The following is a 19,720-nucleotide window of genomic DNA, read 5'->3' as shown; positions in this document are numbered from 1 at the left end:
AGATTACAGCTCCTGTTTTAAGGCACTGAGCAGATCTGCATGTTTGGAAGCATCGACTTCTTTACGCAGGATAGATTCCGCACCTTTAACAGCCAATGAAGCGACCTGTTCGCGCAACACTTCGCGTGCACGGTTAACTTCTTGCTCTACATCAGCTTTTGCTTGGGCTGCAATGCGTGCTGCTTCATGAGAAGCTTGCTCTTTGGCTTCTTCTACAATTTTTGCAGCACGTTTTTCGGCGTTGGCAACCATTTCGGTTACCTGATTACGCCCTTCGGCCATAAGTTCTGCAACTTTTTTCTCTGCCTGCTCAAAATCGCTCTTACCGCGCTCGGCAGCAGCCAAGCCTTCGGCGATTTTTGCGGCACGCTCATCCAATGCTTTGGCGATCGGAGGCCATACGAATTTCATCGTAAACCATACCAAGCCAAAGAAAACTAGGATTTGCGCAAATAAGGTTGCATTAATATTCACGTTACTTAACCTTCGTATCTGGGTTAATCAAACAGACGGCAAGCCTGTATCTGAACGGATCGCTCCGTCTTGATTACGCACCACTAAACGGGTTAACGAAGGCGAACAACAGGGCAATAGCCACACCGATCAAGAAAGCCGCGTCGATCAGACCAGCGATCAAGAACAGTTTGGTTTGCAGAGGACCGATCAGCTCAGGTTGGCGAGCAGAAGATTCCAAGTATTTAGAACCAACCATTGCGATACCGATAGAGGCACCCAATGCGCCCAAGGCAACGATCAAACCACATGCGATAGCAATCAAACCCATTTTTAAACTCCTTAAAATAGTAAAGGTTAAACTACAAAAAACAAACTACAAAAAAACTACTTGATTAGTGTGCATCATGCGCCTGTCCGATATATACGAACGCCAACGCCATGAAAATAAATGCCTGCAAGGTGATGACCAAAATGTGGAAAATCGCCCAAGCCAAACCGGCAATCAGGTGGAACACAAATAAAATCGGATCCAAAGTTTCGACACTGCCGGTTGACGCCCATGCACCGCCCAACAGAGCGATCAACAGGAACACCAGCTCGCCGGCATACATATTACCAAACAACCGCATACCGTGGGATACGGTTTTGGACAAAAACTCTACCAAGTTCAGCAGGAAGTTGGCCGGAGCAAGCCACGGACCGAAAGGTGCGCAGAACAACTCGTGAATCCAACCGCCAAGGCCTTTGATTTTGACATTGTAGTAAATACAGATCAGCAATACGCCAATCGCCAGAGCCAAAGTCGTATTCAAGTCAGCTGTCGGCACGACGCGCAACAGGGCATGATGATTACCGGTAATGCCTTGCCATGCCATCGGCAGCAAATCAACCGGCAGCATATCCATGGCGTTCATCAAGAGAATCCAGACAAACAAGGTCAGACCCAATGGGGCAACGGCTTTACGCGATTGTTCGTTATGGATAATGCTCTTACACATGTCATCCACGAATTCGAACAGAATTTCAACAGCCGCTTGGAAACGACCGGGAACACCGGCCGTCGCTTTTTTGGCACCGCGCCACAAAAGGAAGCTGCCGATTACGCCCAACAGAACAGCAAAAAAGATTGCATCAAGGTTAATGAACGAAAAATCAGCAATGTTTTTCAGTCCTTGACCCTGAGTAACATCCGACATACTGGTCAAGCTTTGCAAGTGGTGCTTGATGTAGTCGGCAGCGGTCATAGTTTCACCTGCCATAGTGTTTTACTCTCAACAATACTAAAAAAACCAAATGACTGACGCCAAGAAACGCCAATAAAAATGGGTAAAATACCAGTGATCGATGCCATATCGCAAAAACGACCAACATAGATACCAGCGACAGCACTACTTTTAAAACCTCTCCGCCGATAAACATCGAACTTTGCAGATCGGGATTTCGTCGGGAAAACTTTAAAAGTAAAACTGCAACTAGGGTAGGCAAAATGTACGAAAATCCTCCCGCCAAAGCAGAGAGGAAGCCGGGCAATCCGGAAAATAACGCACAAACAACTGAAATTATTAATAATACAATCACTTGCAATGGGACTATCTGATTCATTGTACTTTGTACCCCAAAAAGCAAGGCAGGCTAATATAATCAAGAAGTTTGTTAACGTCAAGCAATATGTTAATCTTTGTGAACCTTTCACAAATAAATGATTAACACATATAAAACAAATCTTTGCTGGAACGGAGTTTAACACAAATTACATGTTGTTACATAGATTTTACAGAAGATTTTGATTTGTATTGTAAACATTTATACGCTCTACGCTTTTTCAAAAATTCAGGCCGTCTGAAAAACTTTTTTCAGACGGCCCGTTCTGTTTATAAAGCCGTTAGAACGCTTGATTGATGCCCAACTGCTTCAGCAAATATTCGAATGTTTCCGGCGTATCAAAATGCAGCACGATTTTGCCTTTTTTCTGATTACTGGTTTTGACTTCGGCATTAACGCCCAAATGCTCGGTCAATGCATCATTGATGCGGCGGATATCCGGGCTGACGGTTTTAGCCGCTTCGGGCTTGGCTTTTTGATGCGCCAATTGGCTGCGGCGTTCTACCTCGCGCACCGACCAGCCGTTTTTGACGGCTTTTTGCGCCAATTCCAATTGATCGACCACATGCAAGGTCAACAACGCACGGGCATGACCCATTTCCAGACGGCGTTGGTAAAGCATTTCCTGAACCGGCTCAGGCAGGCTCAACAGACGTAGGCTGTTGGAGATGGCACTACGGCTTTTACCGACGGCTTTTGCAATGGTTTCATGAGTCAGGCCGAATTCGTCGGCGAGGCGTTTCAAACCTTGCGCTTCTTCAATCGGATTGAGGTTTTCGCGTTGCAGGTTTTCAATCAAACCCATGGCCAACGCGGTTTCGTCGCTGATGGTTTTGATGACGACGGGAATTTCGGTCAAACCGGCCAACTGGGAAGCGCGCCAACGGCGTTCGCCGGCAATCAATTCATATTGAGACAGACCACGTTCGCGTACGATAACCGGCTGGATAATGCCTTGCGCTTTAATGGAATCGGCCAATTCCTGCAAGGCTTCGTCATCCATTTGCACACGCGCCTGATAGCGGCCGGGCTGAATATCGGCGATGGCAACCGTTGTCAGGCGGTCGCTACTGCTGCTGTCCACCGCATTGGAAATCAGCGAATCCAAACCGCGCCCCAATCCACCTTTTGCTTTTGCCATATTGTTTTCCCTTTCAGACGGCCTCATTGTTGAAATGACGTATTCTATCGGATATTGCCGCTTTACGACAATTTGAATCACTATGATTTGACTATTGCCATTTATTTACGGAGCGAAACCGCAAACATGCCCCTTAAAGCGTTACTCAAACGGATTTCTTCCGCATTTTCCAACATCGCGCGCGTGATGTGGGTTTCCTTGATTGTATCCACACCTAAATATAGCTGCGGCTGCTTCAATACCGCTTGGCGCATTACCCCGTTCAAAATATCCAAATCCAAAGACGGCGTGAACCATTGTCCTTGATATTTGACGAACACATTGCTTCTTCCACCCTCTAACAAAAGGCCGTCTGAATTGAAAAACAGGCTGTCAAATGCGCCCTGCCCTTCTGCCGTTTTCCATGCTTGGTCAAAAATTTCACGGCGTGTGGTTTTGAAGCGGCGCAGATAATCGCGTTGACTTAATGTGTGCTCACTCAAGATGACGTATTGCTGCCCATCTAATTCAGAAACAGCCGCATGACTCAATACAAGGCCGTCTGAAAACAAGGCGGCTTTGACTCTAAATAACCTACTTGGCAACGCATCTATATAGTGTTGAATTTGCTCTGCCGTATTTTGATGCCAAGGCAGGTTGAGCGCTTGTGCCGAGCTGTTCAGACGGCCTAAATGCAAATCGAGCAAACGGCATTGTTTATCTTCCACGCGCATGGTTTCAAAGATACCGAAATTAGGCCGCAAGTCATTGAGGAAAAGCGCCTTCCAACCGCACTCACGATATTCGGCTTCAGGATCACTATCAATCACAATCCCCGAACCTACGCCATAAACGCCTTGATAAAGGCCGTCTAAAACCGGTTTCAGGGATAAGGTACGAATCACAACATTAAATACGCCTTCAAATCCCAAACCCGTATCACACGGATGCAAAAAGCCGATGCTGCCTGTGTACAAACCGCGCAGTTCGGATTCAAGAGACTCAATAATCTGCATACTCATGCGTTTTGGCGCGCCGGTAATACTGCCGCACGGAAAGGCTGCATGAAGAATATCGGCAACCGAAACATCAGGTAGCGCCTGTGCCTCGATGGCACTGGTCATCTGCCAAACGCTGCCGAAACGTGAAACTTTAAATGGTTCAGGCACGCGTACTTTGCCCGTTTGCGCGATTTTGCCGAGGTCGTTGCGCAACAAATCGACAATCATCACATTTTCGGCGCGGTTTTTCGGATCGTTTTGCAATTCAACGGCGCGGCGTTCATCTTGTCCGTCATGAAGAATCGGCGCAGTGCCTTTCATCGGCTCGGTTGTGATCAGGCCGTCTGAATCGATTTTGAGGAAAAGTTCGGGAGAAAAACACAAAGTCCACGCTTCCTGCCCTGCCCCGTCGGGCAGACAAGACAAAACGGCATATGGCACAGGCTGGCGCAAGCGGCGGTAAAGCTGAATCGGATTGCCGTAAGCTTGCAGGTGTAGGCGCTCGGTGTAATTGATTTGATAGGTATCTCCACGGCGGATGGCCTCGTGGATTTGGTTGATATGCTCGAGATAATCGGCTTCGGATACGGAGAATCGGGGAGTGGAGATACCTGCCGCCAGGCCGTCTGAATGATTGGCCAACCAGCTTTCGGCATCGATTTCAGAACAATCGGCAAACCAGTGCAAACGTAGACTGCCACTGCGGCCAGATGGAATATCCATCAGCGGCAACCCAAATTCGTAGTCTACAAACAACACTGCATGCAAACCCTTTTTCCAGCCGGCTTGCAAAATACTTGTTAACGAATCCAGTTCGTTATGATAAAACCGATGGCTTTCTACATGATTTTGATAGAGTTTTGCTCGGCCGCTCACGGCATCGTCGAACAGGGCGAAATAAGGCATGATGTATGATACAAATAGGCTGATTATACGCTGGTTTTACAAAAATTATCAAATAAGTCGGAAAAAATCGCTTATGTGTAATTTTATGTAGGCTAACACAGCATAAAGAGGTAAAATCAAGTCATACCACACCATATCATTTAAAACTTAATCGATAAGGAGACTTTATGGCAGACCACCAATTAGAACCGTTCGAGAATGTTGAACTGGGCGAGAAACAAGACCAGCTGCAAGTATTCGAAAAGGCTGTTTTGGAACACGAAGGACGCGGCACTGACGAAGATTCCAGCAGCGCACCGCTTCCTGCCAACTACCCGTACAAACAACGTATGCGCCGCTCTGTTTACGAAAAAGAAAAACAGAAGCTGCAAATCGAATTGTTGAAAGTACAAAGCTGGGTTAAAGATTCCGGTCAGCGTATTGTCAGCCTGTTTGAAGGCCGCGACGCAGCCGGTAAAGGCGGTACCATCAAACGCTTCATGGAACACCTGAATCCGCGTGGCGCGCGCGTGGTTGCTTTGGAGAAACCAACCACTACCGAACGCGGCCAATGGTATTTCCAACGCTACATCCAAAACCTGCCGACCGCAGGCGAAATGGTATTCTTCGACCGCTCATGGTACAACCGTGCCGGCGTAGAACGCGTAATGGGCTTCTGCGAACCTAACGAATACCTGCTCTTCATGCGTCAAACCCCTGAATTGGAACGTATGCTTGTTGCCAGCGGCATCCACCTGTTCAAATTCTGGTTCTCCGTATCCCGTGAAGAACAACTCCGTCGCTTCATCTCCCGCCGTGACGACCCACTGAAACACTGGAAACTGTCCCCTGTGGACATCCAGTCGCTCGACCGCTGGGACGACTACACCGAAGCCAAAAACGCCATGTTCTTCCACACCCATACCGGCGACGCGCCTTGGGTCATCATCCGCTCCGACGACAAAAAACGTGCACGTTTGAACTGTATCCGCTACTTCCTGCACCAGCTGGACTATCCGGGCAAAGACGTGAAAGCCATCGGCAAAGTGGACGAGAAAATCGTTTTGGTTCCTGATACACGTTACAAAGACAAAACTGTCGAGCTCGGACACGATTAATTTGTAACATTACCAAAGGCCGTCTGAAATTTCATCTTTCAGACGGCCTTTTCTTAATCCTCGCGATTCCAGTACGTTTTTTGTGCAAATACCAATTTATTGTCAGTGAATTTCACACTGTCCAAATTCAACGCCCAGACATCACTTTTCATCACTCGAGCAGCAGGATGCGCTTTGTAAAATAAAGACTGCGCCGCTTTCAAATCCGCTTCATCTTCAATCAAGGCGGCAGTCGCCGCAAACTGAACACCACTGATTTTCGTGATACTGTCAGGCTGACCGGCGATGGTGCCGGCTACTTTGGCAGAACGGCTCATCAGTCCGCCATGCTTTGTTTTCAAAGAAGTCAGCACAATTAGGCGGGTATTGGCTTCATCAAACACATAAAAACAGCAAGCCGCCCAAATTTCGCCGTCTGCCGCAGCGGCAATACTGACGACATGATGATTGCTCAAAAATTTAACGATATTGGCAGGAATCGCTTGCATGATTTTTTTATCCTCTTTCTCAGTGTATTAAATTTATTTTCAGGCCGTCTGAAATATCAGCCCTGCCAGCGCGGCACATCGTTTTGAATAATACCGAACAAGTCCAAAGCGTGAGAGACGCTGTGTGTAATCATATCTTCGATGGATTCAGGCTTCTGATATAAAGCCGGAACGGGAGGAAACACGATACCGCCCATCTCTGTCACACGGCGCATATTTTCAATGTGCGCCAAGTTTAACGGCGCTTCACGCACCATCAACACCAGCTTGCGCCGCTCTTTCAACGTTACATCCGCCGCACGGCTGAGCAAATTATCGGCAAATCCATGAGCAACCGAAGCCAAGGTCTTCATTGAACACGGCGCAATCAACATTCCATCCGTCAAAAACGAACCGCTGGCAATACTTGCCCCGACATTACGGATAGAATACACAACATCCGCCAAAGCATAAACGTCTTCTTTAGTGTAATCCGTTTCCAAAGCACGGGTCATCTCCGCCCCTTGCGAAACCACCAAATGCGTTTCTACCTGATGCTCACGCAAAAGCTGCAAAGCCTTCACGCCATACTGAAAACCGCTGGCACCGCTGATGCCGACAACCAAACGCTTCATTGTATTTCCCTGTCTCGGCCTAAAAATAAATGAAAGGCAGATTCTCAAGACGAAAAAATAACCGCTAAAAAGCGGTTAGATTTTCTAATGTGGTGCCGACAGCGAGATTTGAACTCGCACAGCCTACGGCCACTACCCCCTCAAGATAGCGTGTCTACCAATTCCACCATGTCGGCATAAATTAAATTGTCTTACTGCTGCTGAGGATTCGGTGCAACAGGAGTTGTATTGTTTTGTGCAGGCGTTGCAGGCTTAGGAGCTTGCTGGGTCTGCTTCACATCGCTGAAGTCTAAACCGTGCTTATTGGAGTGGGTGTGAATATACACCATTGCCATGCAGGTCGCAAAGAAAAATGTTGCAGCAACGGCAGTCGATCGGCTGAGGAAGTTGGCATTACCGGCAGAACCGAATACGCCTTGCGCGCTACCGCTGCCGGAACCGAATGTTGCGCCGGCATCCGCACCTTTACCGTGTTGCAGCAATACTAACACGATTACGAATAGAGCGGAAATAATATTAATAATCCAGATAAGGGTTTTAAAGGCTTCCATATGTTTTCTACGAGGCTTGTGCTGCGTTGATGATGGCGGTAAAGGAGTCATATGATAATGACGCGCCACCAACCAATGCGCCGTCTACATGAGGTACTGCGAAGATGTCGGCCGCGTTATCCGCTTTCACACTTCCGCCGTAAAGAACGCGGATTTTAACATCGCTTCCGCACAAAGACAAGATTTCTTTGTAGATAAATGCGTGCATGTCGGCGATTTGTTCGACAGTGGCGACTTTGCCTGTACCGATCGCCCAAACCGGCTCGTAGGCAACGGCGATGTTTTTGGTGTTCAACCCTTGCAGGATAGAAAGCTGGTGGGCAATGACTTCATGTTCTTTACCGGCTTCGCGTTCTTCCAAGCTTTCACCGACGCACAACAATGGAATCAGGCCGACGTTGAGGACGTTTTCCATTTTGCGGCGTTGGATTTCGTTTTTCTCGCCGAAATAAAGGCTGCGTTCGGAGTGACCGATGAGGACGATGTCTGTACCGATGTCGGCAAGCATTTCGGCGGACACTTCGCCTGTGTACGCGCCATTATTGGGGAAACGGCTCACGTCTTGCGCGCAGGTCAAGATGCGGTTGTTCAAAACAATCTGCATGGCGTTGTGCAGTTGCAACAGATAAACGGTCGGAGCGGCCAGGCCGATTAACACGCGTTCTGCGGTTGGCATGACACGGAAGCGGTGCATAAGCGCATTGTTGTTTTGGAGTCGGCCGTTCATTTTCCAGTTGCCGATAACCCATTTTTGGTCCCACATTCCGATTTGGTGATACATCTTTATTGCTCCGTGTGTTGGTTGTTGCTTGTTATAGCGTCGCGTAATGTGAAAGTTTAGTGGATATATGTGCGCTTGGCAATTATTAACGGGCCTCCGAGGCCGTCTGAAAGATGGCACACTCTCCGACAAGGATTTATAATGTATGCTTCGATAAAATTAAGAATTGAACGGAGCACAAATATGGACTTTGAAAAAGCGCGTTTCAATATGGTTGAACAGCAGATTCGTCCGTGGGATGTCTTGGACTTCGACATTTTGGATGCTTTGGAGGAGATCGAGCGCGAACATTTTGTCGGCGAGGCTTTTCAAGGTTTGGCCTATGCGGATATGGAGCTGCCGCTGGCCAACGGCCATAAGATGTTGGAACCCAAAGTCGTTGCCCGCCTGGCTCAAGGCTTGAAACTGAAAAAAGACGAAACCGTCTTAGAAATCGGTACAGGTTCAGGCTATGCGACCGCCCTGCTGTCCAAACTGGCCGGCAAAGTCGTAACCGACGACATCGATGCCGAGCAGCAGCAACGCGCCAAAAAAGTTTTGGACGAATTGGGCTTTGCCAACGTCGATTATGTGCAAAACAACGGCCTGACCGAAGCATCGCAAGGCGCGCCTTTTGATGCGATTTATGTAGGCGGCGCAGTAGACAGCGTACCTGAAATTCTGAAAGAGCAACTGAAAGACGGCGGCCGTATGGTGGTCATTGTCGGCCGCAAACCGGTACAACACGCGCTTTTGCTGACGCGCAACGGCAATGAGTTTTCCGAAAAAGTATTGTTCGACACCGTCGTAGCACACTTGGAAGACAAATCGGCCAATCCGTTCGGCAATTTCGATTTTTAAACAACAGGCCGTCTGAAAGTTCAGACGGCCTCATACTTTTATACCCAACCCTATGACCGACATTATCCAACTCTCGCCCACCGAATTGAAACAATGGCAGGACGAAGGCCGCGCATTTCATCTGCTCGACGTCCGCACCGATGAAGAACGCGCCATCTGCACCCTGCCCGCCGCCATTCATATCCCGATGAACCTCATCCCCCTGCGTCAAAACGAGCTGCCCGACGACGATTTGCCCATTGTCGTTTACTGCCACCACGGCATCCGCAGCCTGCACACGGCAATGTATTTAGAAGACGCCGGATTTGAAAACCTCTATAACCTGCAAGGCGGTATTGATGCTTGGGCAATGCAGGTGGACAGCAAAATGATGCGGTACTGAATCGGTTTTATCAATAAAAGGCTGTCTGAAACTGGATTTCAGACGGCCTTTTTCAAACCTTTCTGCTTACGCTTGCAAGCTAGCGACAAACTGCTGTACGGCCGGCACAGCCAAAATCAACAGCAATACCAATACGGCTTTTTCCATACGGTTGAACTGACAACTTCCGTAGTGTTTCTTTTGCGAATAGAGAAATAGCAATACGCCTGGCAAATAGAGCAAGACTGAAAGCAGCAAATATTCCGTGCCTGCCGCATAGACAATCCAAGCTGCATAAAGCGTTGCTGCCGCACCGATAAGACGGTATTTCGCCGCGGCCTTTTGTGTCAGCGATAATTTGAGCAGATATGCACCAATTAACAAATATGGTATCAAAATCATGGAAGTCGATACCATCAGCAAGGCAGAATAATCCTCGCCTTTTAACCATACCAACAATAGGCAAAACTGCACGGTCAAGGTGGTAAACATCAACGAACCCTGCGGCACTTCGTTTTTATTCAACGGGATAAACGATTTTGGAAATGCGCCGTTTCTCGCACCCATGTGCGGAATCTCGGTCGCATACAGCGTCCAGCTTAAATAAGACGACAGCACAGACACAATCAGGCAGGAAGAAATCAGCACGTTACCCCAAGGGCCGACCATGTGCGCCAACACGCCTGCCATAGACGGATTAGCCATTGCAGCAATATCCGCACGAGGCAAAATGCCTTGAGCCAAGACGGTAATTGCCACATACATTGCCAGCGTCAAGCTGACTCCGATAATGGTTGCTCGACCGACATCAGCACGACTTCGCGCATGCTTAGACAAAACCGCCGCACCCTCAATACCGGTAAACACCCACAGCGTAATCAGCATTGTGTTTTTCACCTGCGTCATCAGGCTGACATCAGGATTTTCAGGCGTAGCAAGGCTCGCCCCTGTCCAATCGGACATAAACACTTCGATTTGAAAGAAATAGGCTGCCATACCGATAAATAAAATCAGCGGAAATACTTTGACTGCCGTCGCAATCAGGTTCACTCCTGCCGCTTCTTTAATACCGCGCACTACCAACCAGTAAATCAGCCACACAATTACTGACTCTCCAACAAAAGCAGCAAATGTGTTGCCTTTACCGAAAATCACGTTGTCCGGCGTATCGACAAATCCGCCTACTGCTTCAAACGCAACCACCAAATAGCCGACAATACCGACCGTGGTGCAAAGCCAATAGCCCCACGCCGAGAAAAAACCCATCAAATCGCCGAAGCCGTCGCGGGCGTACGTATAAATACCACCGTCCAATTCGGGCTTAAGTTTGGACAAGGCTGAAAATGACAGGCCGAGAAAGATAATGCCCACACCGGTAATCAGCCAACCCAACAGCAAAGCCTGCGAACCTGCAACGGCAGCCATATTCTGCGGCAGGCTGAAAATACCCGAACCAATCATGGAACTGATAACCAAGGCCGTCAGCGCAACCAGACCGATTTGAGATTTTTGCGACATGTTTATTCCTGATTTTTATCATTATGTGTTTGTGAAGCGACGGCATTACCGGCTTTTTTAGCCTGTTCTAACCGTATCAAAATATTATGCAGCCGCTTTCAGACGGCCTTAAATCCTTGCGCCAACGCACGGATATGTTCAGGTGCGATACCGCAGCACCCACCGATGATTTCAGCACCCAAATCCGCCCATTTTCTCGCCCACGCCAAATAATTTTCCGGCGTGGCATCAGCGCGAATCGGATCCAAACCATCGTTGGCCTCGTTCATCTGTCCTTGCACCGGTTCAAATGCATTAGCGTAAACACCCAGTTTCAGACGGTTTTGGGCTTCATGTGCCACTTTCAAAGCTTCCGCCATTACTTCAGGCTGACTGCAATTGAACAACATTGCCGCCGCACCTATTTCTACCGCGGAATCCGCCGCCTCGTGCACGTTTTCTCCCGAACGCAACACCGGTACATCATGCGGCATCGTATCTTCCAAAGTAAACGACACCCAAAACGGCTTACCGTCATCAGGCAGACTGCTGCGCCAGAAACGCGCTTCTTCCAAGCTGGATACGGTTTCTGCCAACCAAATATCAGCAAACGGCATCAAACCCGATATTAAAGGGCGAGCCAAAGCAGGTGCGACTTGTTTGTCAAACAAGTCAGGACGGTAAGAACCGAACAACGGCGGCAGGCTTGCGGCCACTTTTGCAGTAGTCCCGCTTTGTTCCACTGCTTCACGCGCTAAACGGCCGGCCTGCCTTGCCCATTCGGCAGCTTGAGCATCAAAGCGCTCCTGCCCGATATGAAACGGTACAAGCGCATAGCTGTTGGTCGTAATCACCTGTGCGCCGGCCTGGAGAAAATCCAAATGCGTTTCACGCACAATATCCGGTGCTTCCATCAAAGCCAAAGCAGACCATTCCGGCTGGCGAAACGGTGCGCCGCGCCGATGCAGTTCACGCCCCATTCCACCGTCTAAAATCGTTACCGTCATGATCGACCTCCAATGATGAATTTTTAAAATCGCCATTCTACGCTTTTTTAACTCCTTACCTTTAATCTATGAAAAACTAAACTTATGCAGTTTCGCTATATAAAAGGCCGTCTGAAACTGGATTTCAGACGGCCTTTACGATTATTTCACAAACCGTGCATCTGCCATAAACGGCCGTGTAGCGGCTGGTTTAGCGGAATAGAAGCGGGAGAAAGTGCTGTCGATTTTAGTCTGTATCGGCTTACCGTCCAATGTTGCCGATGCTTCCAATTTCACACCACCACCACTGGTTTCGCCCAATTTCATATTTGGTAACGTCAGTTTGGCAATATTGAGTTTCACATTTTCCACTTTGGTATCGGGAGACATCAGCTGCTTGCCGACCGGACGGATTTTTTCACCCTCATCATGAGGCGCGGCACCACCGTTGTCGTCAACCACGCCTATATTAATCAATCTGGCAGACGCCAAATCCATCTTGCCGTTTTTGACCGGAATACCGACAAATAGTTTTACGCCGCGATGAATAAACGTATTGTCCCGCCACTGAGTTTGGCCCTCTTTCGGCGGTTTGGTTTCTGCCGCCACCGAATAAGTGCGACCCATAATCATCAATTTATAACCTGGAATTTTTTTCGAACCGAATCCATCAGTGATATCTTCGACCAGTTGCGGCGCAGTCAGGGTTTCGTTTGCCAAAATACGGGCTGAAGTTTCTGCCAAATGGGCAGGCTTGCCGTCTATGGTCAATGCCTGTTCATGGCCGAAATCAGACGCAAATGCAGGCACGGCGGCCAGTGCAGCGGCCAATGCTAGAATACGGATAGTTTTCATTGCAGACTCCTGATAAAAATGTAATTGGGTTGATTACCCGATAAAATCCGGGCAATATTGATTGGAGTCGATATTTTTATATAAATGATACAGATTATCAAGAATATTTGTATTTTAAAATAAAAAAGGCCGTCTGAAACCTAGTTTCAGACGGCCTTTTAATCTACTTAAAACCTTCTGTCAGTCTTTGAAGCATTTGAATACCAATGTGCCGTTGGTACCGCCAAAGCCGAAGGAATTGGAGATGGCAACGTCGATTTTCGCATCGCGTGCTTCGTTGGCGCAGTAGTCCAAATCGCAACCGGCTTCAACGTCTTGTTCAAAGATATTGATGGTCGGCGGAGATTTTTGCTCGTGTACCGCCAACACGCTGTACAACGCTTCCACGCCGCCTGCCGCGCCAAGCAAGTGGCCGGTCATGGATTTGGTGGAGTTAACAATGACTTTGCGGGCATGATCGCCCAAAGCGCGTTTGATGGCTTTGGTTTCATTGGCATCGCCCAAAGGAGTCGATGTACCGTGTGCGTTGACGTAATCAACGTCTTCAGGATTCAGGCCGGCATCTTTCAGGGCGCGGGTAACGGCCAATGCAGGGCCTTCTTCGTTAGGCGCGGTAATGTGGTAAGCATCGGAGCTCATACCGAAGCCGACGATTTCGGCGTAAATTTTCGCACCGCGTTTTTTCGCGTGTTCCAATTCTTCCAACACCAGCACGCCAGCGCCTTCGCCGATGACGAAACCGTCACGGCCTTTGTCCCACGGACGGGAAGCGGTAGCAGGATCATCGTTGCGAGTGGAAAGTGCCTTCATAGCAGCAAAACCGCCAACGCCCAAAGTGCTGATCGCGCCTTCTGCACCGCCGGCAATCATCACGTCTGCGTCGCCGTATTTAATCAGTCGTGCAGAGTCGCCGATGGAGTGTGCGCCAGTCGTACAGGCAGACACCATGCCGTAGCTCGGGCCGCGGTAGCCTTTGAGGATGGTTACGTGGCCGGAAATCAGGTTAATCAGCGAGCCTGGGATAAAGAAAGGATTGATTTTGCGCGCGCCGCCTTCGATAACGGCTTTGCTGGTCGCTTCGATGCTGGGCAGGCCGCCGATACCGGAGCCGATGTTGACACCGACGCGGTCTTTGTCGAGGGTTTCCAAATCGTCCAAGCCTGAATCATTGATGGCTTGCAGGGCGGCGGCGATACCGTAATGGATAAACACGTCCATGCGGCGCGCTTCTTTCGCGCTGATGTATTGGCCGATGTCGAAATCACGCACTTCGCCGGCGATTTGGCTGTTGATGTCGGATGCGTCAAAGCGGGTAATCCGTCCGATGCCGCTTTTGCCTGCGAGCAGATTGCTCCATGCGGTGGCGACGTCGTTGCCGACCGGTGATACTTGGCCAAGACCTGTGATGACTACTCTTCTCTGACTCATGATAATCTCGCTGTTGGTTGTCGGGATTTTCGCGGCAGCCTTGCTCTTTTTCTTCGTGAAAACGGGCAAAACTCATGCCGTCTGAAATTTCAGGGGTTTAATAATAAGGTAAAAGCCTCTATTGCGATGGCGCAGCAGAGGCTGGATGTTTGGTGCGACCGATTAGCCTTGGTGGGCGTTGATGTAGTCGATAGCCAATTGTACGGTAGTGATTTTTTCAGCGTCTTCGTCAGGGATTTCGCAGCCGAAAGCTTCTTCCAAAGCCATCACCAGTTCTACGGTGTCCAGAGAGTCAGCACCCAAATCGTCTTGGAAAGAAGATTCGTTTTTCACTTCGGCTTCGTTTACGCCCAGTTGTTCAGCAACAATTTTTTTAACTTGTTGTTCGATGTTTGACATGTCAGTCGTTCCTTTTCGCCTTGCGGCAGGTTGTTTAAGGGAAATAATTCGTCGGTATTGTACCGAATTCGGATAGAGTTTTCCATCTAATCCTGCATTTTAGCACAGATTATTCTGGAAAAACCTGTTGTTGCGCATATTAGCATATGCTGATTTTAACCTACAAGCGGGAATTTGTTTTTCCTTGGTATCAATAAGTTAATAAGCGGAAAGGTCGTCTGAAAACTGATTTCCCCGTTTTCAGACGACCTTTTATTCAATCAAGGCAGATTTGGGATAACCCAAGTAGCGTGGGCTTTGCCCACGAAATCCACCATCCAACAACTAAATCCGACAACAGTCACATAGACTTTCATTTTGGCATTCATCTCGTGGGTAAAGCCCACGTTACGGCTTGCTGTAACGGCAACTTTGCCCTTCCTTCATCTAACGGAGGAGAAGTTTGAGGACGTATGCTAATATAGTATATTGCGGGAAGTGTGCCTGTCAGATTTAGCCGTAATGGCAAGGCATTATTTCATTACTCAAAAATTCTTTATGAATTAGATGTTTAAAATAAACTATTAAAACTTTAGGATACGCATATGCAAGATCAGGAAGAAAGTAAAAATCAGGAAATACAAGAAAAGCAGAAACAAGAAGACAATGGTGCCATGACCAAGTTGCAAGATGTGTTCAATCTTGCGCATGACCAAGCTCATCCCGATAAGATCGATGCCACCATCCGCGCCAATACTCGGGTGACCGGAACCAGTATGTGGGTATTGATGTTTGCCATTGCCGTGTCGAGTATCGGTCTGAATGTAAACAGCACGGCAGTAGTGATCGGAGCGATGTTGATTTCGCCGTTGATGGGGCCGATAGTCGGTATGGGTTACGGTTTGGCGGTAGGGGATACTGCGCTGATCCGTCAAGCCGTGCGCAATATTATTATATTCGTCGTCATCAGCTTGATTACCGCTACGTTGTATTTCCTGTTAACCCCGCTTAAAGAGGCGCAAAGCGAGATTTTGGCGCGTACTCAGCCGACCCTTTGGGATGTGTTGATTGCCTTCTTCGGCGGTAGTGCGGGTATTGTGGCGCTGACCCGAAAAGAGGGAGGCAATGCCATACCGGGTGTGGCGATTGCTACCGCATTGATGCCGCCCCTGTGTACTGCGGGCTACGGACTGGCACATGGCAACTGGCACTACTTTCTCGGTGCTTCATATCTTTTTGCCATCAACTGCGTGTTCATCGCTTTTGCGACCTTGTTGTTTTCCAAGCTGCTCAAGCTGCCGCGCAGGGGGTTGGTAAAGGAATCCAAACGCCGGTTGCACAGCATCATTATTACTGCCGTCGTACTTGCTGTCATGATTCCGAGCGGCTATATGGCATCAGGACTGGTGCGTCAGGAAATCTTCAACACCAGAGCCAATGCTGCCATTGCCACTGCGAAGCAACAGGAAGGTTTTTTCGTGCTGCGTAAGATGTTGAACCATAGAGAAAATAAAGTCAGTCTGGTTGTCAATGGAACGGGCAATGCCGAGAAAATTTCCGCCTTGCTGGTGAAAAGCCTTGAAGCGTCAGGTGTGAAAGAGCCGAAGGTCAACGTGGTCTATGCGGGAGGGGACAATGCCAAAATCGAAGAATTGCTGGCAAGCCAAAACAACCCGGTTCAGCAGCAAAATGAGCTGAAAGAGCAACAGGCCTATATCGATACCGTACTGGCAGGCAAAGCCTCCGATATCGACGATGCAGCGGTACTTAAGGAATTAAAAGCCCAATATCCGGAAGCGGAAAAAATCGTTGTCGGACGCGGCTTGGCTTGGGATAAAGCGCAAACAACGCCTGTTTCCGAACAGTCTGAAAGCCAAAAAAACGCAGAACCGAAGACAGATACATATGACGATATCGTCGTTGTCTCTCTCGAATTGGAGCAGCCACTACCTGCCAAAGATCACGAGCGGATACAGGCGTGGTTAAACCAGCGTTATGAGGGTAAGGTAGTGCGCATATTGCAAACGCACAAGTCTCAGACAGATAAACCGTCTAACGAATAATCGCCTTCAGGCTTTATCCATTTCCGAGAAATCATTGATTGTTCCTAGTACACCAAATCCGCCTCAAACACGCCTCTCAAGGCGTTGGAGAGGCGGATTTTTTCTACGCGTTCGAGCATATCGCGGGTGATGTGTGTTTCGATGATGGTGTCCGCGCCCAAGTAGGTTTGCAGCTGCTGCAACACGGCTTGGCGCATGATGCCGTTGAGGATATCCAAATCCAGAGACGGGGTGAGACGGGTGTTTTTGTGCATGTTCATGTTTCAGTATTCTCCTGGAAATACTGTAAACAACGCTACTAGTTTCTACAGCATCGAGTTGATAACGTTCGCCCACACCGGCAAGGTTTTCTGCGCCAAGGACGAGTTTGAGTTTCTCAAAGTCGATTTGGTCTTCGCAAAAGACTTCGGGAAAGATTTGTTTGAGTTTTAATATATTGTTTTGTTTGAAATTATTTTCTAAATCGTGTATAATTTTTCAGTTCGGTTGCCATAATTGCGTCTTCCATCAATGATTACTTACAAAGTGTCCATTTTATCGGGATATGTTGAAAGTTAAAAGAAAAGAAGGCCGTCTGAAAAACTTTAATATTCGTTTTTCAGACGGCCTTCTTTTCACTTGCCGAAACAAGAGTATTTTGTTTCTCAACTTTACAAAACGGTCAGTCCTGCTGCTTACTTCTACCCTAAAAACTCTTTCAAAAACAGCAAGACGCAGGTAAGTTCGTCGGCGGATTCGCGTTGCGTGCCGTTGCCGGTATGGCCGCCGCCGTCAGGCGAGTAGAGCCAAGATTGCGGCGAGGTTTCACGCAGTTTGGCGTAGAACTTGAGCGCGTGGGCGGGATGGACGCGATCGTCGCTGAGGCTGGTGGTGATGAGCGCTGGCGGATAATCGATGCCGTCTGAAAGATTGTGATACGGCGACAATTCGCCCAGCCAGCGTTTGCAGACTTCGTATTTTTGCGGATTGCCGTATTCGTCCGTCCAGCTTGAACCGGCGGACAGCAGCGGATAACGGATCATGTCGGTCAGCGGTACTTCGCACACCAGCGCGCCTATGCTTTGCGGTTCGCGCACAAAGGCGGCGGCGGTAATCAGGCCGCCGTTGCTGCCGCCCTGCAAACCGATGTGTTTGGGCGAACTCATGCCGCGTTCGGACAAATCGCGCACGACTGCCAATAAATCATCAACGCTTTTGTGTTTGCTCACGCCTTGCGCCGCCTGATGCCAACGCGGACCGAACTCGCCGCCGCCGCGGATGTTTGCCAATACAAAGGCATTGCCCTCTTCCAGCCAATATTTGCCGACGCTGCCCAGATAATGCGGCAATTCGGGAATGCCGAAACCGCCGTAAGCATAAACCAAGGTCGGCGTGTCGGGCGTGGCGTTTTTGCCGATGTGGAAATAAGGAATGCGCTCGCCGTCGGCCGAAGTCGTCCAAAACTGCTGCACGTTGATGCCGTCTGAATCAAACTGCTGCGGCTGACGGCGCATGACGGTCAGTTCCATCACGTTCAAATCCAGCGCAAACAGCGTCAGCGGCGTGGTGAAATCGCTGGCGGCAAGGTAAACCACGTCGCCACCCCACGGTTGGTCGGTCATTTCCAACGCACCCGAAGGCAAGCGCGGCAGTTCGACTTCCTGCCATTTGCCGTCGCTAAAGCGCCATGCTTTCAGATGGCCTTGTACGTTTTCCAACAGGCTCGCCACGACAAAACGCTTGGTCGTTTCCACGCTTTCCAATGCCTGCGTTTCATCAGGCGCAAACAAAAGCTGCGCCGCCCCGAGTTCGCCCCGATTCAGTTTCACAGCCACCAGCGCACCGCTCGGATAGCTTTGGTTCGCGCGGTTCCAGTCTTTACGCAGCGTCAGCAAAAGATGTCCGGCCAAATAGCCGACTACGTCGCAATCGTTGGGCAGGTTTAACGGTTTCGCCTCGCCTTCAGACGACACCTGCAAATAGGTTTTGGTGTAAAAACCATCTGACGCTTCAATCAAATCAATCGGCGACCCCTGCGGATCGAGGTAACGCCACGCGTTCACCATCATGCCGTCTTCGGCAATTTGATACACCGGCAGGCTTTCCTCGAAACTCTTGCCGCGCTCCACCAGCCACACTTCGCGCGGATAGCCCGATTCGGTCAACTGCCGCTCGTCCCAGGCCGGACACACCCACACGCTGTTTTCATCGCGCCACGACACATGGTTTTTGCCTGCCGGAAAGTGAAAACCGCCTTCTACCAATTCCCCTGCTTCCAAATCCACTTCCAGCGTGTACGCCGTATCGCCGCCCGATTTGCTCAGTGTTAACAACGCGCGGTTGGGCTGTTCCACCAAGTGCGACACGCCGCCCAAATACACATCGTCGCCGAGCAATTCATCGAAATCCGCCACTGAAAACAGGATTTTCCACTCGGGATAGCCGGAACGGTACGTCGCCGCTGTACACACGCGGTACACGCCCTTCGGATATTCTGCGTCCTGATGGAAATGGTACATCCGCGCACGGTGTTCCTGACAAAACGGAATCTGCCGCGTGTCCTGCAACTGCGCCAAAATACCGTCGGACAATTCGCGCGCCTTGTCGTTTTCTAAAAAACGCGCACGCGTTTCGGCATGCGCCGCAGCGGCAAAATCTTGCGTTTCGGGAGATTCGAGGTTTTCAAAATGAAGATAGGAATCGGGGTAAGATTTCAT

The 19,720-nt window shown here is 49.3% G+C and carries 22 protein-coding genes and 1 tRNA gene; 4 read left to right on the top strand and 19 right to left on the bottom strand.

Features of this window, described 5'->3' with window-relative positions; translation table 11 throughout:
* Window positions 1-3 precede the first annotated feature (3 nt).
* From O3681_RS06610 to O3681_RS06585, 6 genes are all read right to left on the bottom strand, one after another.
* Complete coding sequence (locus O3681_RS06610) at window positions 4-474, bottom strand: F0F1 ATP synthase subunit B (RefSeq protein WP_003708446.1); 471 nt, start codon at window positions 472-474, stop codon at window positions 4-6.
* Window positions 475-547: 73 nt separating this feature from the next.
* The gene (atpE, locus tag O3681_RS06605; RefSeq protein ID WP_004519005.1) at window positions 548-784 is read right to left on the bottom strand and encodes a F0F1 ATP synthase subunit C; all 237 of its coding nucleotides are present in this window, start codon (window positions 782-784) and stop codon (window positions 548-550) included.
* A 64-nt stretch (window positions 785-848) separates the two neighbouring features.
* Window positions 849-1,715, bottom strand: coding sequence for a F0F1 ATP synthase subunit A (gene atpB, locus O3681_RS06600; protein WP_003748099.1), 867 nt, complete (start codon window positions 1,713-1,715; stop codon window positions 849-851).
* Window positions 1,705-2,058: an ATP synthase subunit I gene (locus O3681_RS06595; protein WP_049331704.1), complete on the bottom strand. Its 354-nt coding sequence runs from the start codon at window positions 2,056-2,058 to the stop codon at window positions 1,705-1,707. The genes atpB and O3681_RS06595 overlap by 11 nt, the downstream gene beginning before the upstream one ends.
* Before the next feature lie 280 nt (window positions 2,059-2,338).
* Complete coding sequence (locus O3681_RS06590; protein ID WP_371459567.1) at window positions 2,339-3,199, bottom strand: ParB/RepB/Spo0J family partition protein; 861 nt, start codon at window positions 3,197-3,199, stop codon at window positions 2,339-2,341.
* A 101-nt stretch (window positions 3,200-3,300) separates the two neighbouring features.
* Window positions 3,301-5,085 carry a chorismate-binding protein gene (locus tag O3681_RS06585; RefSeq protein WP_371459566.1) on the bottom strand — a complete coding sequence of 595 codons (1,785 nt, stop codon included), beginning with the start codon at window positions 5,083-5,085 and terminating at the stop codon, window positions 3,301-3,303.
* Window positions 5,086-5,252: 167 nt separating this feature from the next.
* Between O3681_RS06585 and ppk2 the strand changes: the two genes are divergently transcribed.
* Entirely contained in the window at window positions 5,253-6,182 is a 930-nt protein-coding gene (gene ppk2, locus O3681_RS06580) for a polyphosphate kinase 2 (RefSeq protein WP_004519010.1), read from the top strand.
* Window positions 6,183-6,235: 53 nt separating this feature from the next.
* On the opposite strand, the gene O3681_RS06575 is transcribed toward ppk2, so the two are convergent.
* The 5 genes from O3681_RS06575 to tpiA form a co-directional block, all read right to left on the bottom strand.
* Window positions 6,236-6,670: a pyridoxamine 5'-phosphate oxidase family protein gene (locus O3681_RS06575; protein WP_371459565.1), complete on the bottom strand. Its 435-nt coding sequence runs from the start codon at window positions 6,668-6,670 to the stop codon at window positions 6,236-6,238.
* A gap of 56 nt (window positions 6,671-6,726) precedes the next feature.
* Window positions 6,727-7,284, bottom strand: a complete 558-nt coding sequence (locus tag O3681_RS06570) for a UbiX family flavin prenyltransferase (protein WP_371459564.1) — start codon at window positions 7,282-7,284, stop codon at window positions 6,727-6,729.
* A 90-nt stretch (window positions 7,285-7,374) separates the two neighbouring features.
* Window positions 7,375-7,460: transfer RNA gene (locus tag O3681_RS06565), tRNA-Leu, on the bottom strand.
* A gap of 15 nt (window positions 7,461-7,475) precedes the next feature.
* Window positions 7,476-7,835: a preprotein translocase subunit SecG gene (secG, locus tag O3681_RS06560; protein ID WP_036492092.1), complete on the bottom strand. Its 360-nt coding sequence runs from the start codon at window positions 7,833-7,835 to the stop codon at window positions 7,476-7,478.
* A 7-nt stretch (window positions 7,836-7,842) separates the two neighbouring features.
* Entirely contained in the window at window positions 7,843-8,616 is a 774-nt protein-coding gene (gene tpiA / locus O3681_RS06555; protein ID WP_004519014.1) for a triose-phosphate isomerase, read from the bottom strand.
* Between the two features lie 183 nt (window positions 8,617-8,799).
* Between tpiA and O3681_RS06550 the strand changes: the two genes are divergently transcribed.
* Window positions 8,800-9,456, top strand: a complete 657-nt coding sequence (locus O3681_RS06550) for a protein-L-isoaspartate O-methyltransferase (RefSeq protein WP_371459563.1) — start codon at window positions 8,800-8,802, stop codon at window positions 9,454-9,456.
* A gap of 52 nt (window positions 9,457-9,508) precedes the next feature.
* Window positions 9,509-9,838: a rhodanese-like domain-containing protein gene (locus tag O3681_RS06545; RefSeq protein WP_003679997.1), complete on the top strand. Its 330-nt coding sequence runs from the start codon at window positions 9,509-9,511 to the stop codon at window positions 9,836-9,838.
* Window positions 9,839-9,904: 66 nt separating this feature from the next.
* On the opposite strand, the gene O3681_RS06540 is transcribed toward O3681_RS06545, so the two are convergent.
* The 6 genes from O3681_RS06540 to O3681_RS06515 form a co-directional block, all read right to left on the bottom strand.
* Window positions 9,905-11,335, bottom strand: a complete 1,431-nt coding sequence (locus O3681_RS06540) for a basic amino acid/polyamine antiporter (protein WP_371459562.1) — start codon at window positions 11,333-11,335, stop codon at window positions 9,905-9,907.
* 98 nt (window positions 11,336-11,433) lie between these two features.
* Window positions 11,434-12,321: a homocysteine S-methyltransferase family protein gene (locus O3681_RS06535; protein ID WP_371459561.1), complete on the bottom strand. Its 888-nt coding sequence runs from the start codon at window positions 12,319-12,321 to the stop codon at window positions 11,434-11,436.
* Between the two features lie 141 nt (window positions 12,322-12,462).
* A complete protein-coding gene (locus O3681_RS06530) occupies window positions 12,463-13,155 on the bottom strand; it encodes a hypothetical protein (RefSeq protein WP_049351302.1) in 693 nt (230 codons plus the stop codon).
* 180 nt (window positions 13,156-13,335) lie between these two features.
* Window positions 13,336-14,583: a beta-ketoacyl-ACP synthase II gene (gene fabF, locus O3681_RS06525; protein ID WP_371459560.1), complete on the bottom strand. Its 1,248-nt coding sequence runs from the start codon at window positions 14,581-14,583 to the stop codon at window positions 13,336-13,338.
* Between the two features lie 162 nt (window positions 14,584-14,745).
* A complete protein-coding gene (gene acpP, locus O3681_RS06520) occupies window positions 14,746-14,982 on the bottom strand; it encodes an acyl carrier protein (protein WP_003679644.1) in 237 nt (78 codons plus the stop codon).
* Between the two features lie 260 nt (window positions 14,983-15,242).
* A complete protein-coding gene (locus tag O3681_RS06515; RefSeq protein ID WP_265511057.1) occupies window positions 15,243-15,368 on the bottom strand; it encodes a hypothetical protein in 126 nt (41 codons plus the stop codon).
* A 198-nt stretch (window positions 15,369-15,566) separates the two neighbouring features.
* Between O3681_RS06515 and O3681_RS06510 the strand changes: the two genes are divergently transcribed.
* On the top strand, window positions 15,567-17,024 hold the full coding sequence (locus O3681_RS06510; RefSeq protein WP_371459559.1) for a DUF389 domain-containing protein: 1,458 nt from the start codon (window positions 15,567-15,569) through the stop codon (window positions 17,022-17,024).
* A 44-nt stretch (window positions 17,025-17,068) separates the two neighbouring features.
* Here O3681_RS06510 and O3681_RS06505 read toward each other — a convergent pair whose 3' ends face one another.
* Both O3681_RS06505 and O3681_RS06500 read right to left on the bottom strand, forming a co-directional pair.
* Entirely contained in the window at window positions 17,069-17,284 is a 216-nt protein-coding gene (locus tag O3681_RS06505; RefSeq protein WP_371459558.1) for an aminotransferase class IV, read from the bottom strand.
* Window positions 17,285-17,704: 420 nt separating this feature from the next.
* Complete coding sequence (locus O3681_RS06500; protein ID WP_371459557.1) at window positions 17,705-19,720, bottom strand: prolyl oligopeptidase family protein; 2,016 nt, start codon at window positions 19,718-19,720, stop codon at window positions 17,705-17,707.

The sequence above is a fragment of the Neisseria sp. 27098_8_158 genome (genome assembly GCF_041433145.1).
In the GTDB taxonomy this organism is placed as follows: Bacteria; Pseudomonadota; Gammaproteobacteria; order Burkholderiales; family Neisseriaceae; genus Neisseria; species Neisseria subflava_E.
Note: the sequence above shows the minus strand (reverse complement) of the source record. Positions and strands in the feature narration are given on the sequence as shown.

Excerpts from the sequence above, each read along its gene's own strand:
- O3681_RS06570 (WP_371459564.1), bottom strand. The coding sequence starts at position 7,284 with ATGAAGCGTTTGGTTGTCGGCATCAGCGGTGCCAGCGGTTTTCAGTAT.
- O3681_RS06540 (WP_371459562.1), bottom strand. The coding sequence starts at position 11,335 with ATGTCGCAAAAATCTCAAATCGGTCTGGTTGCGCTGACGGCCTTGGTT.
- O3681_RS06545 (WP_003679997.1), top strand. The coding sequence starts at position 9,509 with ATGACCGACATTATCCAACTCTCGCCCACCGAATTGAAACAATGGCAG.
- O3681_RS06585 (WP_371459566.1), bottom strand. The coding sequence starts at position 5,085 with ATGCCTTATTTCGCCCTGTTCGACGATGCCGTGAGCGGCCGAGCAAAA.
- atpB (WP_003748099.1), bottom strand. The coding sequence starts at position 1,715 with ATGGCAGGTGAAACTATGACCGCTGCCGACTACATCAAGCACCACTTG.
- fabF (WP_371459560.1), bottom strand. The coding sequence starts at position 14,583 with ATGAGTCAGAGAAGAGTAGTCATCACAGGTCTTGGCCAAGTATCACCG.
- ppk2 (WP_004519010.1), top strand. The coding sequence starts at position 5,253 with ATGGCAGACCACCAATTAGAACCGTTCGAGAATGTTGAACTGGGCGAG.
- O3681_RS06575 (WP_371459565.1), bottom strand. The coding sequence starts at position 6,670 with ATGCAAGCGATTCCTGCCAATATCGTTAAATTTTTGAGCAATCATCAT.
- tpiA (WP_004519014.1), bottom strand. The coding sequence starts at position 8,616 with ATGTATCACCAAATCGGAATGTGGGACCAAAAATGGGTTATCGGCAAC.
- O3681_RS06535 (WP_371459561.1), bottom strand. The coding sequence starts at position 12,321 with ATGACGGTAACGATTTTAGACGGTGGAATGGGGCGTGAACTGCATCGG.
- O3681_RS06550 (WP_371459563.1), top strand. The coding sequence starts at position 8,800 with ATGGACTTTGAAAAAGCGCGTTTCAATATGGTTGAACAGCAGATTCGT.
- O3681_RS06595 (WP_049331704.1), bottom strand. The coding sequence starts at position 2,058 with ATGAATCAGATAGTCCCATTGCAAGTGATTGTATTATTAATAATTTCA.
- O3681_RS06510 (WP_371459559.1), top strand. The coding sequence starts at position 15,567 with ATGCAAGATCAGGAAGAAAGTAAAAATCAGGAAATACAAGAAAAGCAG.
- O3681_RS06505 (WP_371459558.1), bottom strand. The coding sequence starts at position 17,284 with ATGAACATGCACAAAAACACCCGTCTCACCCCGTCTCTGGATTTGGAT.
- secG (WP_036492092.1), bottom strand. The coding sequence starts at position 7,835 with ATGGAAGCCTTTAAAACCCTTATCTGGATTATTAATATTATTTCCGCT.
- O3681_RS06590 (WP_371459567.1), bottom strand. The coding sequence starts at position 3,199 with ATGGCAAAAGCAAAAGGTGGATTGGGGCGCGGTTTGGATTCGCTGATT.
- atpE (WP_004519005.1), bottom strand. The coding sequence starts at position 784 with ATGGGTTTGATTGCTATCGCATGTGGTTTGATCGTTGCCTTGGGCGCA.
- acpP (WP_003679644.1), bottom strand. The coding sequence starts at position 14,982 with ATGTCAAACATCGAACAACAAGTTAAAAAAATTGTTGCTGAACAACTG.
- O3681_RS06500 (WP_371459557.1), bottom strand. The coding sequence starts at position 19,720 with ATGAAATCTTACCCCGATTCCTATCTTCATTTTGAAAACCTCGAATCT.
- O3681_RS06530 (WP_049351302.1), bottom strand. The coding sequence starts at position 13,155 with ATGAAAACTATCCGTATTCTAGCATTGGCCGCTGCACTGGCCGCCGTG.